This window comes from Streptomyces sp. NPDC046870 (assembly GCF_040704595.1).
Lineage (GTDB): Bacteria > Actinomycetota > Actinomycetes > Streptomycetales > Streptomycetaceae > Streptomyces > Streptomyces argyrophylli.
The window spans coordinates 1-15,828 of the sequence record NZ_JBEYXM010000030.1; the positions used below are offsets into that span (position 1 = coordinate 1).

Here is a 15,828-nt window from a genome sequence, read left to right on the forward strand (position 1 = left end):
CACCCCCGGCCTCAACGGACTCGCCCCCGACGACGAACAAGCCGCACACCTGCGCGACACCCTCGCCGCCGGCGTCCCCCTCGGCCGCATGGGCCGACCCGAAGAAGTCGCCCACCTCGCCCTCTTCCTCGCCACCGACCAGTCCAGCTTCATCACCGGCACCGAAATCTTCGTCGACGGCGGCGCCAACCAGGTCTGACCACACCACCGCGGACGCACTCACCCCCGTACGGGAGGAACACCGTCATGCACATCGGCACCACAGGCATCTGGAGTCCGGAACTTCGCCTGCACGGCGACGGCGGAGAGATCGCCGACGCCGCGGCCGAGCTCGATTCCCAGGGCTGGGGGGCCCTGTGGATCCCCGGTCTCGGCGGGGGTGACATCCTCGGTGACACCGAGCGGCTTCTGGCCGCCACCGAGAACACCACGGTCGCGACCGGCGTGCTGAGCATCTGGCGCCACCCTGCCGAGGACATGGCCGCCGGGCACGCCCGGCTCCGCAAGGAGTACGGCCACCGCGTCCTCCTCGGCCTCGGCGTCAGCGACGCCGCCGCCGCTCGGCACGCCGGCGGGACGTACCGTCCCCTGACCGCCCTCGGCACCTACCTCGACCGTCTCGACCAGGCTCCCGAGCCGGTACCCGCCGGCGAACGGATCGTGGCCGCCATGGGCCCCAAGCTCACCGCGCTCGCCGCCCTCCGCAGCGCCGGCACACATCCCTTCCTGGTCACCCCCGACTTCACCGCCGGCGCACGCGACGTCCTCGGGTCCGGCCCCCTCCTCGCGCCCTACCAGGCCGTCGTGGTCGATCCCCGTCCGGACAGCGCCAGGGCCACCGCGCGGGGGTTCCTCGCCCCCTTCATCGGTATGGGGCACTACGCGAGGAGTCTGCTGCGCCAGGGGTTCTCGGAGGACGACCTCGCGGGCGGCGGCAGCGACCGCCTCATCGACTCCGTCGTCGCCTGGGGCAGCGTCGAGACCGTCGACGAGCGCATCAAGGCCCACCTCGACGCGGGCGCCACCCACGTCGCCCTCCACGCCATCAGCGCCGGCCCGGGACTGCCGCGGACACAGTGGCGGGAGCTCGCACCTCTGGCCCGCTGACGGACGCCGGAGCAGGGCGCCGAAAAGGTGACTGAAGCGTCAACCTTTTCCTATGCTGGACACATGACTGAAGAACCCCGTTGGCTCTCCCCTGACGAGGGACGGGCATGGCGCGGACTCCTGCGCATGCACGATCTTCTGGTCAACCAGGCCGGCCGGTCCCTGCAGAGCGAGTTCGGGCTGTCCGCGACGGACTACACCGTACTGGCCGAACTCACCCGCACCCCGGGCGACCACCTGCGCGTGATGGAGCTCGCCAAGGTGCTCGGGTGGGAGAAGAGCAGGGTGTCGCACCATCTGTCGCGCATGGTGAAGCGCGGTCTCCTCACGCGTGAGGACTGCGCCGACGACGGGCGGGGAGCCTACGTCACGGTCACCGCGGCCGGCCGCGCGGCCATGGAGGCGGCCGCGCCGCGGCACGTCGAAGACGTCCGCCGCCTGTTCCTCGACCACCTCACGCCCGGCCAGGTCGTCCTGCTGGCGGAGATCACCGACACGGTCATCGAGAAGATCAGCCCGCGATAACGCCGGTGCACGGGGCGTACGAGGCACCGCGCGTGACCTCTTACCCGGTGCTCCGCGCACCCGCGGAATGAACCGGGCCCCTCACCGTTGAAGGAAACATGAAAAAGATCGGGTTCCTGTCCTTCGGGCACTGGACGCCGTCACCGCACTCCCAGACCCGCTCCGCGTCGGACTCCCTGCTCCAGGCGATCGACCTGGCGGTAGCGGCGGAGGAGCTGGGAGCCGACGGCGCCTACTTCCGGGTCCACCACTTCGCGCGGCAGCACGCGTCCCCCTTCCCGCTGCTCGCGGCCATCGGTGCACGCACCACCCGGATCGAGATCGGCACCGGTGTGATCGACATGCGCTACGAGAACCCGTTGTACATGGCCGAGGACGCCGGGGCCGCGGACCTCATCTCCGGAGGCCGCCTGCAACTGGGCATCAGCCGTGGCTCCCCGGAGCAGGCGGTCGACGGCTGGCGGCACTTCGGTTACCGCCCGCCGAAGGACGGCACCGACGCCGACATGGCGCGCGCGCACGCCGAGACCCTGCTCGACGTACTCAAGGGCGAGGGCATAGCGCAGCCCCATCCGAATCCCATGTTCGCCAACCCGCCGGGGCTGCTCCGCGTCGAACCGCACTCGGAGGGCCTGCGGGACCGCATCTGGTGGGGGTCCGGCTCCGACGCGACCGCGGTGTGGGCCGCCAAGCTGGGGATGAACCTGCAGAGCTCGACGCTCAAGGACGACGAGAGCGGCGAACCGCTGCACGTCCAGCAGCGCAAGCAGATCGAGGCGTACCGGGAGGCGTGGCGGGCGGCGGGCCACACCCGCGAGCCGCGGGTGTCGGTCAGCCGCAGCGTCTTCCCGCTCGTCGACGACCGGGACCGCGCCTACTTCGGCCAGGAGCGCGCCTCCAAGGACCAGATCGGCTACATCGACCCCAGCACCCGCAGCGTCTTCGGCCGGTCCTACGCCGCCGAACCCGACGTGCTCGTCGAACAGCTCGCGCGGGACGAGGCCGTCGCGGCCGCCGACACCCTGCTGCTCACCGTGCCCAACCAGCTCGGTGTCGACTACAACGCGCACGTCATCGACAGCGTTCTGACCCATGTGGCGCCGGAACTGGGCTGGCGGTGACGGTCGGGAGACGGGACGGTCGAGAGGGGCGACGGTCGACACCGCGCTCCGTCGGTGGCCGCACACTACTTCTCCGCCGCTGACGACCAGGCTGCCGTCGCGGTCCTCGAGACTCCTGGAGGGCCGCGGCAGGCGGAACTCGACGTGGTCTTCCTCAGGGCAGCTGTTGTCAGAGCCGGAGGACGGCCCGCCGTTCGTGGTCGGCTTGCCGGACACCCTGACCGATGCCCTCGCCACCGCGTCGCAGGACGACCTCGTCCGGTGTGCCACCGGGCTGCCAGTACGGGTCCGTCGGGATCACCGCCAGGTAGTCGTCGCTCATCGCCCGCCCCTTCCGGTCCCCCGCCAGATCAGCGCAGTCCGGCGAAGAGATCGTTCTCGGGTATGGCCGCGCCAGTGGTGTCCTGGACCCGTACGAACGTCTCCATGCCCATCAGCTCACCGAACCTCTCCTTTCCCATCTTGAGGAAGAAGATGTTCTCGCCCTGACTGGCATGCGCGGCCAGCGCGTCGAACTTCTGACCGCTGAACCCGGTCGTGTCCACCCACGTGGTGATCTCGTCGTCGGGCAGGCCGATCTCGGCCGCCGCGGCGGCCTCGGCGGGATCCGGCTCCGGCATGTCCTCGTTGAACTCGCGCATGACCTCGCCGAACCGCCGCATCACCGAGCGAGGCATCGTGGTCCAGTACACCTTCGATGCCGACGAGGTCATCTCCAGCGCCGCCATCGTGATGCGGTGGGCCTGGATGTGGTCGGGGTGGCCGTAGAAGCCGTTCTCGTCGTACGTGACGACCACATCAGGCCGGTAGTGCCGCATGAGTTCCGCGAGCCGGGCCGCGCCTTCCCGCACGGGCGTCTGCCAGAAGGATCCGGGGGCGTCGTTGCTCGGCCAGCCCATCATCCCGGAGTCGGCGTAGTCCAGCGTCTCCAGATCGCTCACCTTCAGAACGGCACAGCTCGCCGCCAGTTCCTGACGGCGCATCAGGGCGACCGCCGCCGGATCGTGCCCGGGCTCGCCCGGCTTCACACCTCCGGGTCCGTCACCGCAACGGCCGTCGGTACAGGTCACGAGAACCGTGCGGATGCCCTCCGCCGCGTACCGCGCGAGGATCCCTCCGGTTCCGCTGGCCTCGTCGTCGGGGTGGGCGTGCACTGCCATGAGCGTCAAGGGCCGGTCAGTCATGAAGCGATCCTCCTGCGGAAGTACGTCTTGGTCCGAGTGTGCGGCGGCTGTACCGCAGTCCTGGGACCCGGATCGTGGTGCCCGGCCAGTCTCTCAGCCGGTACGACCGTGCCGGCCGGAACGGCTGTTCCCGTGCGGCCGTTCCGGCCTTTCCGGCGCCGGTGGGGCCGTCCCCCGGTTGAGCGGACGGCGCGCCGGCGACATCAGCGGTTCTTCACGGCACCGTCAGGCGAACGCGTGTGGAGGCTCCTGCCGTGGTCACGACGCCGTGGCCGTCCTTCCGTGTCCCTGACCGTGTCCCTGAGCGTGCGGGACGGCGTGTGGCAGCCCGGGGCCGAGGGCGTGGTGCGGTACGGGCAGGCGCATCACGCGCGCCAGGTCGTGGTGTATGCGGTCGGCCTCGCCGCGCACCAGGGCGGGGACGTCACCGCGTTCGGCGACGAGGCGGCTGTAGATGGGGGTCTCGTGGAACACGGCGGTGTCTGCTCTTTTCGGCTGGGGGGCAGAGGGCGGGGTGCTTACAGGCGCTTGTCGATCAGTCGCGTCCGGGAACGGGCCCTGTCCGACACCCTAAGGTCAGGCATGCCGGGCGCCGGACCGCGGCCCCGGACCCGGGGGCTGTCCCGACCGTGGTACCGGCGGTACCATCGGTACCATGACCAAGGCCATGAACCTGCGCTTCCCCGATCCGGCCCAGCGCGCCGCGATCGAGGCCGCCGCGAAGCAGGAAGGCGTCAGCCTGCAGGAATACATCCTCTCGGCCGCGTACGCCCGGGCCACCGCGGTGGAGGACCGCTTCCTGGAGGCGTTCAGGGCGTCGATGTCGCACAGCGGTGACGCGTTCGCCGAGGAGGCCGGTACGGCCGGTTCCGATGCGCAGCAGCGCGAGGCGGAGCTTCAGGCGCGGCGTGAACTGGAGGAGCAGCAGGAGCGGGGTCACGCCGCGTGACGCAGAACGAACCGCTCCAGCCGCTGGACGTCGCCTTCCTGCTGCACGCCGCCGAGCTGCTGCCCGGTGATCCCCAGGTGGACGACTACGGGCCGCTGTACGCGGCGGCCGGCCGGGTCAACGCCAGGGCGATGGAACGCGACGTCTACGGCTCGGTGTACCTCAAGGCAGCCGCACTGCTCCAGACACTGGCGAAGCTGCCCTGTCTGGAGCACTCCAACGAGGCGTTCGCGTGGCACTCGACCGAGGCCTACCTGGCCCTGAACGGGCATCGGCTCGACTACCCGCCCAAAGAGGCCGTCGCCCTGGTGCGGGACGCCGCGTCCGGCGCGGCGGGCGTCGGCCTGATCGGCCGCCGACTGCGGTCCTGGAGCGTCTGACCGCTGCGGCCGGGGCGGCGGCGCCGCGGCGCTTCCGCGGGCTTCTCCAGCGGACCGGGGGTGTGCCGGAGAGTTCCGTTCAGAGGACGAGGAGCCCGTAGCCGCCCAAGCGCATCGCGGCTCGTACCCGGCGACGTTCACCCCCGGGGGCGGGCAGCACGGCGTAGCGGTAACCGTCGACCGGAAGCCCCCCGTCTCCAACCGCCGTGCAGGCCATGCCTGTTCGCCATGAGCCGGAACCTCTCCCCAACGGACGCACCCCTACGTGCGCCGCGGTCCGCGCTGCCACGGCGGCGCGCGGCGCAACGCTCTCCTACTGGCGCGCCGTCACCAACTGTGGTTACCTGAGCCCATGACCGGGTTTGTGACTCGCCGCCACGTTGACTACGTGCGTGTCACCACCATGTGTTGTCGCGCCGTGAGCTGACGCCGCGCTCCGGCATCTGAATCCCTCTCTTCACCTCCGCACCGCACTGTCCTCCGCCCTGCCCTCTTCCGGCCCGGGCAGCGGCCGCGCGGTCTCTTCACGCACCCCGAACGCCCCGCACAAGGGAGAACCATGAGCCAGCCGCTCGATTCCGTCACCGCCGGCCACACCCCCGAGGACGCACCAGCGGGTCCCGACACCTCGGCCTGGTCGTTCGAGACCAAGCAGATCCACGCCGGTGCCGCGCCGGATCCGACGACCGGGGCGCGGGCGGTGCCGATCTACCAGACCACCTCGTTCGTCTTCCGCGACACCCAGCACGCCGCCGACCTGTTCTCGCTCGCCGAGCCGGGCAACATCTACACCCGTATCCACAACCCGACCCAGGACGTCTTCGAGCAGCGGATCGCCGCGCTCGAAGGCGGCGTCGCCGCGGTGGCCGTGGCCTCCGGGCAGGCCGCGGAGACCCTCGCCGTCCTGACTCTGGCGAGCGCGGGCGACCACGTCGTCTCCAGCACGTCGCTGTACGGCGGCACGTACAACCTGTTCCGGCACACCCTGCCCAAGTTCGGCATCGAGGTGTCCTTCGTCGACGACCCGGACGACCTCGAGGCCTGGCGCGCGGCGATCCGGCCGAACACGAAGGCCCTGTTCGCCGAGACGCTCGGCAATCCGCGCGGCAACGTCCTCGACGTACGGGCGGTGGCCGACGCCGCCCACGCCGCGGGCGTCCCGCTGATCGTGGACAACACCGTGCCGACCCCGTACCTGCTGCGGCCGATCGAGCACGGCGCCGACATCGTCGTCCACTCCGCGACCAAGTTCCTCGGCGGGCACGGCACCACCATCGCCGGCGTCGTCGTCGACGGCGGTACGTTCGACTTCGGGGCGCACACCGAGCGGTTCCCCGACTTCAGCGAACCGGACCCCAGTTACCACGGCCTGCGGTACTGGCCCGCGCTCGGCCCGGGCGCCTTCGCCGTCAAACTGCGCGTGCAGCTGCTCCGCGACATCGGCCCCGCGCTCTCCCCGCACTCGGCCTTCCTGCTGCTGCAAGGCGTGGAGACGCTCAGCCTGCGTGTCGAACGGCACTCCGCCAACGCGCAGGCCCTGGCCGAATGGCTGGAACAGCGCGACGAGGTCGCCGCCGTCCACTACCCGGGGCTGGAGTCCAACCGCTGGTACGAGGCGGCGCAGCGCTACCTGCCGCGCGGCGCCGGCGCGGTGCTGGCCTTCGAACTGCGGGACGGGGTCGAGGCCGGCAAGCGGTTCGTCGACGCCGTCGAGCTGTTCAGCCACCTCGCCAACATCGGCGACGTGCGCAGTCTCATCATCCATCCGGCGTCCACCACCCACAGCCAGCTGGACGAGGAGCAGCTGGCCGCGACCGGCGCCTCCCCCGGCCTGGTGCGGCTGTCGGTCGGCATCGAGAACCTCGCCGACCTCAAGGCGGACCTGGAGGCGGGCTTCCGCGCGGCGAAGGGCGCGTCCTGAGCACCGTACTGGCGACCTCCGAGGTCCCCCTCCCGCCGCCCTCCGGGGCCTGGCGGGAGGGGGACCCTCCGGGTCGCCGCCAATGGCACGTGCGGGAGAAGCCGCTGCCGCTGGAGGCAGGGGGCGAACTGCCCGGTGTGCGGCTGGCGTTCGAGACCTGGGGGCGCCTGGCACCGGACCGCTCCAACGCCGTCCTGGTGCTCCACGCGCTCACCGGCGACAGTCATGTCGCCGGACCCGCCGGGCCCGGTCACCCCACCCCCGGCTGGTGGGACGGGCTCGTCGGGTCCGGTCTGGCCCTGGACACCGACCGGTGGTTCGTCGTCGCTCCCAATGTGCTGGGCGGCTGCCAGGGCAGTACCGGGCCGTCCTCGACGCGTCCCGGCGGACGGCGCTGGGGCGGCGCCTTCCCCGCGCTGACACAGCGGGACCAGGTCGCAGCGGAAGCCGGCCTGGCCGACGCGCTGGGCATCGACCGCTGGGCCCTGGTGGTCGGCGGCTCCATGGGCGGCATGCGGGCCCTGGAGTGGGCGGTGTCGTATCCGGAGCGCACGAGCGCACTGCTCCTGCTCGCCACCACGGCGGCGGCGAGCGCGGAGCAGATCGCCTGGGCCGGCATCCAGCTCCACGCCATCCGCAGCGACCCGCACTGGCACGGCGGCGACTATCACGACACGGGCCGGGGTCCGCACGCCGGGCTCGGCCTGGCCCGCCGGATCGCCCACGTCACGTACCGCAGCGAGCCGGAGCTGCAGATGCGCTTCGGACGCGCCCCCCAGGGCATGGAGGATCCGTGGTACGGCGGCCGGTACCAGGTCGAGTCGTATCTCGACCACCATGCCGCCAAACTGGTGCGCCGTTTCGACGCCGGCAGTTACGTCGTGCTGGCGGAGGCCATGAACACGCACGACATCGGCCGCGGTCGCGGTGGTACGCGCGCCGCTCTGCGCCGTGTCACGGCGAGGACGCTGGTCGCCGGGGTGCGCTCGGACCGCCTGTATCCCCTCGCCCAGCAGGCGGAGCTGGCCGCCGGCATCCCCACGGCAGACCGCCTCCGGGTGATCGAGTCCCCTTACGGTCACGACGGTTTCCTGATCGAGGTGGACCAGGTCGCCGCGCTCGTACGCGAACTCGTCCCCCGGTAAGGGCCTTCGGTGGCCGGCCGCGGAGGTCTGGTCAGAGCCGGAGCAGCAGTTCGCTCAGCTCCACCGGCATGGTGACCATGCAGTCGTGCCCGGTCGGCAGTTCCCACACCCGTGCCGGAGAACCATTGGGCTGCGTCGCGGGGACGGGCCTGCGGGTTATGCCTTCCGGTTGCACACCGACGCAGTGGATGTGCGCGCGCGGAACGGACCTCATCGCCGGATTGTCCATCCGGACCGGTTGCCGCAGGCAGCGCACCGGATGGTCGGACAGCATCGCGCGCAGCCACGCGACGTCCACCGGGTCGGTGACCCCGAACAGACCGTAGGGCGCGGGCATCTCGGGCAGCGGCGGAACGCGCCAGCCGCCGCCGGACCGCTCGGCCCGGTCGATCAGGTGCCGGGTGATGGGCTGGACGTCGACGGCGGTCTCGCCGTGCTCGGGGACCATCGCGTCCAGATACACCAACTGTGCGATCCGCTCCGGGATTTCGTTGGCCGCGGACGAAATGACGAGCCCCGCGTAGCTGTGGCCCACGAGGACCACGTCGGTCAGGTCCTCCTCGTGGACCAGCTTGACGACGTCCTCCACGTGTGTGTCGAGCCCCACCGCGGGACCGAGCAGGTGTGCCTTGTCGCCGTAGCCGGTCAGCGAGGGTGTGTACACGCGATGTCCGGCCGACTCCAGCAGCGGGACCACCCGTTCCCAGCACCGGCCGCTGTGCCAAGCACCGTGTACCAGCAGGAATGTCGACATGCCAGTCTTCCTCTCCGGGGCGCGGAGGCGCGGGAACGAGCGGTTCCTTTTCGTGCCTCGGTACTCTTTGAGAACCGACATCATCGTGGTGCACCCGCGATGCCCCGAGCAATAAGGCACATTCCCGTGCCCCGGTTCCCTGGAGGTGCCCATGAGCACAGCAGACGGCGCGTCACGGCCGGGCCGGCAGGAGGAACCGTGCCGGACCCGCGAAGTGCTCAACATCGTCGGCGACAAATGGTCGTTGCTGGTCGTGCGCAACCTCAGCCAGGGACCGCGCCGCTTCACCGAACTCAAGCGAGCCATCGACGGAATCAGCCAGCGCATGCTCACCGTCACCCTGCGCGGCCTGGAACGCGACGGAATCCTCACGCGCACCGTCCGCAACGTCATGCCGCCGCACGTCAGCTACGAACTCACCCCGATGGGCAGGACCCTCCGGCAAGCCACCGCCCCTCTGCTGGAGTGGAGCATCGCGCACCTGGCGGACATCGACGCAGCCCGCGCCGCATACGACGCCCGCCCCGGCACACCGCCCGCCTAGGGCCTCTCGTTTGGATCATGCCGGGCTCGCGGGCCCCGGCACCGGAACGGCCGCGGAGCGGACCCGGCATCACGCGCCGGGCGTCGGCGCGTCCGCGCGTTCGGTCATCGGCACAGCGGGCGCGCCACGGCCGCGCTGCCGGTCAGCAGGTCGTCTGCCGGGCTGCGGCCGCGCCGGACGTAGCGGTCGGCGTAGGCCGCGACGGCGTCCATGATCCTGGTGCCCGCCCCCAGCCGGGGCAGGGCGTCCAGGGCCGCGGCGAAACAGGTCACGGCGGCACGCCTCAGGTCCGGGTCGGCAAGCCCGTGGCGCGCCGCGTCCCGCCACAGGGGATTGTGCGGTGCGGGGGCGCCGGCGGCCCGCTCGGCCAGCGGCTCCACGGCCCTGTTCGCGATCGTGGCGGCGCCCGGGTCGTCGAACAGGGCCGTGACCACGGCAAGGGGCACGATCCATCCGTCGTCGCCGGGTTGCGCGTCGATCATGCGCAGTTCCAGGTGTCCCCGTGGCCTGACGGGCGGAAACAGCGTGGTGATGTGGTAGTCGAGGTCCGCCGGGGTCGGGGGGCGCCTGGTGCGCGAGCGGGTCCATTCCCGGAAGCTCAGTCCCTCCGGCACCTCCCAGGGGCCGTCGTCGCGCCGTACGCACATCACGGGGGCGTCGAGGACCCGCCGGACCCAGGCGCGGCGCGGGTCGTGGGCCGGGGAGGGGCCTCCGGCCCGGCCCGGGTCGAGTTCCGTCCACATCAGCTGCCGCGTCGACAGCCAGCCCGTGGACCGGCCCTCGGCCATGGGCGAGTTCGCGAACGCCGCGACCAGGACCGCGCCCAGGTGGTGTGCCAGCCACCAGCGGCGCGCGAATCCCATGACGCCGGGTTCCTCGCGTCCGGCGTCGAGGCACACCTGCACGGAGGCCGAGGTGCACATCAGGGCTCGCCCGGCGGAGCCCGTGCGGTCGAGGCAGGCCTCCATGGCGTCGTAGCGGGGCTCGCGCAGGAACCGGCGCGGCGGGTTCCAGGGGTCCACGCCCATGCCGGCCAGGGTCAGGCCCTGCCCCTGCAGCACGGCGCGCACGGCCTCCAGGTCGGCCGAGACGTCCGAGACGCACTCGGCCAGCGACGGGGCGGGGCGGGAGCTCAGCTCCACCTGACCGCCGGGCTCGACGCTCAGACCGGACGCCAGCGGCAGAGTCCGCAGTACGGCGTGGACCGCTTCCAGCCGTTCCCGGCCCACCAGGCCGTGCGGCGCGCGCTCCTGGTGGACCAGCCATTCCACCTCGACCCCGACGCTGCGCGGCGGGCCGGTCCTGAAACAGACGCCCTCTATCAGCGCCTCCGCCTCGTGTTCGGTGAGGGCGGGGCCATCGACGCCGCACTCCGGTGGAACGAACATCCGGGAGCCTCCTGAGCCGCCTCAGGGCCGTCGGGGATCCGACGTCCGGCACGCGTACCGCCGCGCCTGCTGCAAGAGTCCGCTTCCACACCACGTCCTGACAAGCGCGCTTCCCGGACGAGTGGGGATCCGGTGCCCCGCGGCTAACGCCCCGCACGGTGTCTCGTCCGCCGGCACCTGCCCGGCCGTCACCGGACGGCAGCGGCTCCCGGATCGACCTCACAGTGATCGATCATGTCCACACGCCCCGTGCCGGCGACGGGCACCCGGAAGGTCGTCCTGTCCTTCGCCGGCACCGGCACCTGGTCGCCGGTGTCGATCAGGGTGTGGCCGTACGCGTCCTTGAACGTGACCTTCACGGTGAAGACGCCGTCGCGTCCGTTCGGATTCCTGATCTCGACGGTCGCGTACGGGTCCTCCACGGTCGCGCAGTGCACGAGCACGGCGGTGCCGTCCTTCAGGGGGCCGATGGCACCGCGGGAGGGGGACGCCGTGGGGGCGGGCTGTGAACTGGCGCCGCTGCCACCGGCACTCGTCCCGGAGCCGTGCGCGTCACCGGACGTGTCGTCGGACGAGCCGCCGTGCGGGGCGCTGCCGTGCGAGGCGTCGCCGCCCGGCGTCGAACCGTCGTGGTCCTGGCCGGAGCTGCTGCAACCGCCCCCGGCACCGCTGTCTCCCTGGCCACGGCCCGAAGAGAACCCGGTCAGGGCCAGCACCACCAACGCCGACACCGCTGTGCATCTGAGCCCACGCCCCCGTATGTGCATACCTCCACCCTAGTCAGCAGGCCGTCGGGCGCCGGCGGCGCCCCACGTACGGCCGGGCGGCGACGGCACGGCCTGAGGCCGAGCCGGGCGACGGAGGCAAGGAGGCCGCCGTCCGACTGCTGCCGGCCGGCTCCCGGCGGCGCCTCGTCCGGGCCGTGCGCGCCCGGCCCGGCCGTCCCCGACGAGGTCGTGGACATCATCGTCCAAGCGGTCGAAGCAACCAGATGAAACCGGGCGCGGCGCGGGTGGCGTGACGGGCGGAAGCGGTCCGATCCGAGAAGATTCTCGCGCGCGTGCAGGGTCGGCCGGTGCACCGCGTTCACCCGGACGCGCCTCGACCCGCACGACGCACAACTGAACATCCGACACAGCAGGGGACAGCGATGAGTACAGTCACCACGCCGGACGGCACCGTCATCTTCTACAAGGACTGGGGCCCGCGGGACGCCCAGCCGATCGTCTTCCACCACGGCTGGCCGCTCGCCTCCGAAGACTGGGACGCCCAGTTGCTGTTCTTCCTCTCCAAGGGGTACCGGGTCATCGCCCACGACCGCCGCGGGCACGGGCGGTCCGGCCAGCCCTCGACCGGCCACGACATGGACACCTACGTCGCCGACGTCAACGTGCTGGCCGACGCCCTGGACCTGCGGGGGGCCGTGCACGTCGGGCACTCCACCGGCGGTGGCGAGGTCACGCGCTACGTGGCACAGGCCAAGCCCGGCCGCGTCTCCAAGGCGGTGCTCGTCGCGGCCGTCCCGCCGGTCATGGTGAAGAAGGACAGCAACCCCGAGGGCACCCCGATCGAGGTCTTCGACGGATTCCGCGCGGCCCTCGCCGCCAACCGGGCCCAGTTCTTCATCGATGTCCCCGCCGGGCCTTTCTACGGCTTCAACCGCCCCGGGGCCGAGGTGTCCCAGGGACTGATCGACCGGTGGTGGTGGCAGGGCATGATGGGCGCGGCGAACGCGCACTACGAGTGCATCAAGGCGTTCTCGGAGACCGACTTCACCGAGGACCTCAAGAAGATCGACGTCCCCGTCCTCGTGATGCACGGGACGGACGACCAGATCGTGCCGTACGCCGACTCGGGCCCGAAGTCCGCCGAGCTGCTCAGGAACGGCACGCTCAAGAGCTACGAGGGATACCCCCACGGGATGCTGTCGACGCACCCCGAGGTCCTCAACGCCGACATCCTCGCCTTCGTGGAGAGCTGAGGCCGGACGGGCCCGCGCCAGGGATCGAGCGCCGGCCTCGCGTCCTCCAGGGGTGCGAGGCTGCCGGGTGCCTCTGGTGCGGAGCTCACTTCACCTTGACCGCCACGGTGGGCGAGTAGACCTTCCGGGACCCGCTGACGCCGGCGATCCGCAGATGCTCGGCGCCCTTGGTGTTGAGCTTGGCGATCAGGGCGTACGAGCTGCCCTTCTTGACCTTGGCGGTCGCCCTGAGCGGGATCCACTTGCCGGACTTCTCGTGCTGGAGGACGAGCGGCGAACCGACCTTCAGGCCCTTCGTGCGGCCGGTGAACGTCACCTTGTCCCCGGCCTTCACCTCGGTCTTGTCGGCCTTCACGGTGATCGAGGCCGTCTTGCCGGGGCTCGGGCTCGCGGCCAGGGCTCCGGTCGTCCCGCCGCAGAGCAGCGCCACGGAGAGGGCACCGGCGCCGAGCGTACGAAGGCAGTGGTGACGCAGTACGGAGGTCATGTGTGTCTCCCGTCCTGTCGCTCAGTGGACCCTCCCAGGCTGGCGCCGGGACGTGCCGCTCGCCACTCCGAGCCGCCACGGCCCAGGCACCCACGTCTGTCACTTCAGTCACCTGACCTGCTCTTTCGCCGGGCCGGCCACGCCCCGAAACCCGGCGGCCAGGCCCTGGCGGTCCCAGAACGACGACGAAGTCGAACGGTCGAACGACGACACGGACCGGGCCGGCGGGCGGGCGCGCCGGCGGGTCTGTGCACGGGGTCGGCGCGGCAGCGGTCTTCGGTCCCCTCCTCGGCGGATAGAGTCCTTCGGCCCGTACCAAGGCATCGGCCCCTTCCCCATTCCGTCCCCGATGTGACGCACGTCACGGGAAGCGGAGCCGGGAATCCGACAGGTCCCAGAGGTGAGCATTGACATGCGTGCCCGGCTACGGGCGGGGGAACCAGCCGCGTTCGCCGAGTTGTTCGACAGTTACGCCCGCGGCGTGTACAACCACGCCTTCCGTCTGACCGCCGACTGGTCGACGGCCGAGGACGTCATGGCCACCACCTTCATGGAGGCCTGGCGGCTTCGCCACAGGATCGACTCCGAAGGCGGCTCGCTGCGGCCCTGGTTGCTCGGCATCGCCACCAACACGGCGCGCAACCAGTACCGCAGCAACCGGAGTTACCGGCGAGCGGCCCTGGCCACCGCGGCCGCGGAACTGAACGTGCCGGATCACGCGGAGGAGGTGACCGCGCAGATCGACGACCAGCGTGAGCTGGCCGTCGCCCTCCGGGCGCTCGCCTCCTTGCGCAGACCGGAGCGGGAGGTCATCGCGCTGTGCGTGGGAGAAGGGCTCGACTACGAGGCGGCGGCGAAGGCGCTCGGCATTCCCGTGGGCACGGTCGCCTCCCGGCTGTCCCGGGCCCGCCGGAAGCTGCGCTCCCTCGCGGACGCCGAACTGGCACGACCCTCCGGTGCGCCGGCGGCCGTCACCGGTGACGGGAAGAATCCCGCTCCACGCCCGGCGCGCACCGGACCGGTGGAACGGCGGGAAAAAAGCCGCGGCAGACGGGAAGCCGGGGTGACCGGCCGACAGATACCTGGTGATCGGATCGACACCGTCCGGCCCGCACAGGAAGGAAACCGATGAGCGCGAACACGTCCCGGCCCGGCCCGGGTGAGTGGGAGGAAGCCGCAGGGCTGCTGTCCCGGACCGCGCGCGACCTGCCTACGGGCCGCCACGAGCACCACAAGGAGCGCCTGATGGCACACATCGAGCAGGCACAGCGCACACAGGAGACTTCCCCGCGCCCCGATAAGGCGCGCCGGTCCCGGCTCGCCCGCCCGGCGATCGCACTGCCCGCCCTGGCCGCCGCCGTGGCCGCCGCCGTCATCGCCGGCACGGCGTTGACCGGCGGCGACGGGCACGGGGACGGACCCCGCCGGCTCGCCACCGGACCGGCCCTGACCACGCGGATCGGCGCCGCAAGCCCGAACGGGGTGGGCCGCCTGCTCGACCAGGTCTCCCTCGTGGCGGCCAAGGACGACCACCCCACCCTCAAGGCGGGCCAGTACGTGTACATCGAGTCCAAGGCGGCCGACACGTTCGTGAAGACCGTCGACGGCAGGAGCAGCCTCGCCAGCCACGCCCTGCACAGGCGCCAGGTGTGGTTCTCGCCCGACGGGACCAAGGGGTGGCTGATCGACCCCGCCGTCAACGACAGCCCCGAAGGGGAAACCCTCAGCCTCCCCGACGAACAGGGCAACACCCCCGTCGCCGGCCTGAACCACCCCTCCTACGACTACCTCGCCAAGCTGCCCACCGACCCCGGCACCCTCCTCGCGAAGATCTACAAGGAGACCAGGGGACAGGGCAACTCGCCGGACCAGGAGGCGTTCACCACGATCGGCGACCTGCTCGGCGAGAGCTACCCCCCGGCCGCCCTCTCCAAGGCGCTGTTCAAGGCCGCGGCCCGGATTCCCGGCGTCGTGACCGTGAACGACGCCGTCGACGCGGTCGGCCGGCACGGCGTGGCGGTCGCCCGGCTGGACCAGACGAGCGGCCAGCGCGAGGAATGGATCTTCGACAGGAACACCCACGTCTTCCTGGGCCAGCGATCCGTCCAGGTGAACAGGGCCCGGGGCGACGAGGAACTCATCAAGCCCGGGACCGTGCTCTTCACCAGCGCCGTCCTGCAGCGAGCCGTCGTCGACGACATCAAGCAGGTGCCCGCACGCAGCAGCTGACACCGCGTGGAAGTACGGAGCTGCTTCGTGAGCGACGCTCGGGAGCAGCTCCCCGCTTTCCTCGACGCGCTGTGGTTCACCGGAGGTGGCGGCCGGCCCGCGCCGCCCTCTCC

At 71.5% G+C, this 15,828-nt stretch carries 19 protein-coding genes; 12 read left to right on the forward strand and 7 right to left on the reverse strand.

Annotation, left to right across the window (positions count from 1 at the left end; genetic code table 11):
- From AB0946_RS36580 to AB0946_RS36595, 4 genes are all read left to right on the forward strand, one after another.
- On the forward strand, positions 1–199 hold a 199-nt coding region (locus AB0946_RS36580), incomplete at its 5' end, for an SDR family oxidoreductase (protein WP_366765030.1).
- Between the two features lie 47 nt (positions 200–246).
- On the forward strand, positions 247–1,107 hold the full coding sequence (locus tag AB0946_RS36585; protein ID WP_366765031.1) for a TIGR03620 family F420-dependent LLM class oxidoreductase: 861 nt from the start codon (positions 247–249) through the stop codon (positions 1,105–1,107).
- Between the two features lie 126 nt (positions 1,108–1,233).
- Positions 1,234–1,632 carry a helix-turn-helix domain-containing protein gene (locus tag AB0946_RS36590; protein WP_366765125.1) on the forward strand — a complete coding sequence of 133 codons (399 nt, stop codon included), beginning with the start codon at positions 1,234–1,236 and terminating at the stop codon, positions 1,630–1,632.
- 98 nt (positions 1,633–1,730) lie between these two features.
- Positions 1,731–2,753, forward strand: a complete 1,023-nt coding sequence (locus tag AB0946_RS36595; RefSeq protein ID WP_366765032.1) for an LLM class flavin-dependent oxidoreductase — start codon at positions 1,731–1,733, stop codon at positions 2,751–2,753.
- Positions 2,754–2,922: 169 nt separating this feature from the next.
- Here the strand turns inward: AB0946_RS36595 and AB0946_RS36600 are convergent, their stop codons facing one another.
- The 3 genes from AB0946_RS36600 to AB0946_RS36610 form a co-directional block, all read right to left on the reverse strand.
- Positions 2,923–3,075, reverse strand: a complete 153-nt coding sequence (locus tag AB0946_RS36600) for a hypothetical protein (protein ID WP_366765033.1) — start codon at positions 3,073–3,075, stop codon at positions 2,923–2,925.
- A gap of 28 nt (positions 3,076–3,103) precedes the next feature.
- Positions 3,104–3,937 (reverse strand): PIG-L family deacetylase, encoded by an 834-nt coding sequence (locus tag AB0946_RS36605; protein WP_366765034.1) that lies wholly within the window; start codon positions 3,935–3,937, stop codon positions 3,104–3,106.
- A gap of 258 nt (positions 3,938–4,195) precedes the next feature.
- Positions 4,196–4,411: a hypothetical protein gene (locus tag AB0946_RS36610; RefSeq protein WP_366765036.1), complete on the reverse strand. Its 216-nt coding sequence runs from the start codon at positions 4,409–4,411 to the stop codon at positions 4,196–4,198.
- Positions 4,412–4,592: 181 nt separating this feature from the next.
- Here AB0946_RS36610 and AB0946_RS36615 point away from each other — a divergent pair, with 181 nt between their 5' ends.
- The 4 genes from AB0946_RS36615 (at position 4,593) to AB0946_RS36630 (ending at position 8,332) form a co-directional block, all read left to right on the forward strand.
- The gene (locus tag AB0946_RS36615) at positions 4,593–4,886 is read left to right on the forward strand and encodes a DUF1778 domain-containing protein (RefSeq protein ID WP_366765037.1); all 294 of its coding nucleotides are present in this window, start codon (positions 4,593–4,595) and stop codon (positions 4,884–4,886) included.
- Complete coding sequence (locus AB0946_RS36620) at positions 4,883–5,266, forward strand: fic family toxin-antitoxin system, toxin component (protein WP_366765038.1); 384 nt, start codon at positions 4,883–4,885, stop codon at positions 5,264–5,266. The genes AB0946_RS36615 and AB0946_RS36620 overlap by 4 nt, the downstream gene beginning before the upstream one ends.
- A gap of 559 nt (positions 5,267–5,825) precedes the next feature.
- Positions 5,826–7,187: a bifunctional o-acetylhomoserine/o-acetylserine sulfhydrylase gene (locus AB0946_RS36625; protein WP_366765039.1), complete on the forward strand. Its 1,362-nt coding sequence runs from the start codon at positions 5,826–5,828 to the stop codon at positions 7,185–7,187.
- Positions 7,184–8,332, forward strand: a complete 1,149-nt coding sequence (locus AB0946_RS36630) for a homoserine O-acetyltransferase (protein WP_366765126.1) — start codon at positions 7,184–7,186, stop codon at positions 8,330–8,332. Before AB0946_RS36625 ends, AB0946_RS36630 begins: the two co-directional genes overlap by 4 nt.
- A 31-nt stretch (positions 8,333–8,363) precedes the next feature.
- Here AB0946_RS36630 and AB0946_RS36635 read toward each other — a convergent pair whose 3' ends face one another.
- Positions 8,364–9,086 (reverse strand): alpha/beta fold hydrolase, encoded by a 723-nt coding sequence (locus AB0946_RS36635; RefSeq protein ID WP_366765040.1) that lies wholly within the window; start codon positions 9,084–9,086, stop codon positions 8,364–8,366.
- A gap of 151 nt (positions 9,087–9,237) precedes the next feature.
- Here AB0946_RS36635 and AB0946_RS36640 point away from each other — a divergent pair, with 151 nt between their 5' ends.
- On the forward strand, positions 9,238–9,630 hold the full coding sequence (locus AB0946_RS36640) for a helix-turn-helix domain-containing protein (protein ID WP_366765041.1): 393 nt from the start codon (positions 9,238–9,240) through the stop codon (positions 9,628–9,630).
- 104 nt (positions 9,631–9,734) lie between these two features.
- On the opposite strand, the gene egtA is transcribed toward AB0946_RS36640, so the two are convergent.
- Positions 9,735–11,018, reverse strand: a complete 1,284-nt coding sequence (gene egtA / locus AB0946_RS36645; protein WP_366765042.1) for an ergothioneine biosynthesis glutamate--cysteine ligase EgtA — start codon at positions 11,016–11,018, stop codon at positions 9,735–9,737.
- Positions 11,019–11,206: 188 nt separating this feature from the next.
- A complete protein-coding gene (locus tag AB0946_RS36650) occupies positions 11,207–11,749 on the reverse strand; it encodes a hypothetical protein (RefSeq protein WP_366765043.1) in 543 nt (180 codons plus the stop codon).
- 419 nt (positions 11,750–12,168) lie between these two features.
- On the opposite strand from AB0946_RS36650, the gene AB0946_RS36655 reads away from it, so the two are divergent.
- Positions 12,169–12,999, forward strand: a complete 831-nt coding sequence (locus AB0946_RS36655) for an alpha/beta hydrolase (protein ID WP_366765044.1) — start codon at positions 12,169–12,171, stop codon at positions 12,997–12,999.
- A gap of 85 nt (positions 13,000–13,084) precedes the next feature.
- On the opposite strand, the gene AB0946_RS36660 is transcribed toward AB0946_RS36655, so the two are convergent.
- Entirely contained in the window at positions 13,085–13,486 is a 402-nt protein-coding gene (locus AB0946_RS36660) for a hypothetical protein (protein WP_366765045.1), read from the reverse strand.
- 412 nt (positions 13,487–13,898) lie between these two features.
- Here AB0946_RS36660 and AB0946_RS36665 point away from each other — a divergent pair, with 412 nt between their 5' ends.
- Positions 13,899–14,618, forward strand: coding sequence for a sigma-70 family RNA polymerase sigma factor (locus AB0946_RS36665; RefSeq protein WP_366765127.1), 720 nt, complete (start codon positions 13,899–13,901; stop codon positions 14,616–14,618).
- Positions 14,615–15,715 (forward strand): CU044_5270 family protein, encoded by a 1,101-nt coding sequence (locus AB0946_RS36670; RefSeq protein WP_366765046.1) that lies wholly within the window; start codon positions 14,615–14,617, stop codon positions 15,713–15,715. The genes AB0946_RS36665 and AB0946_RS36670 overlap by 4 nt, the downstream gene beginning before the upstream one ends.
- Positions 15,716–15,828: the final 113 nt, after the last annotated feature.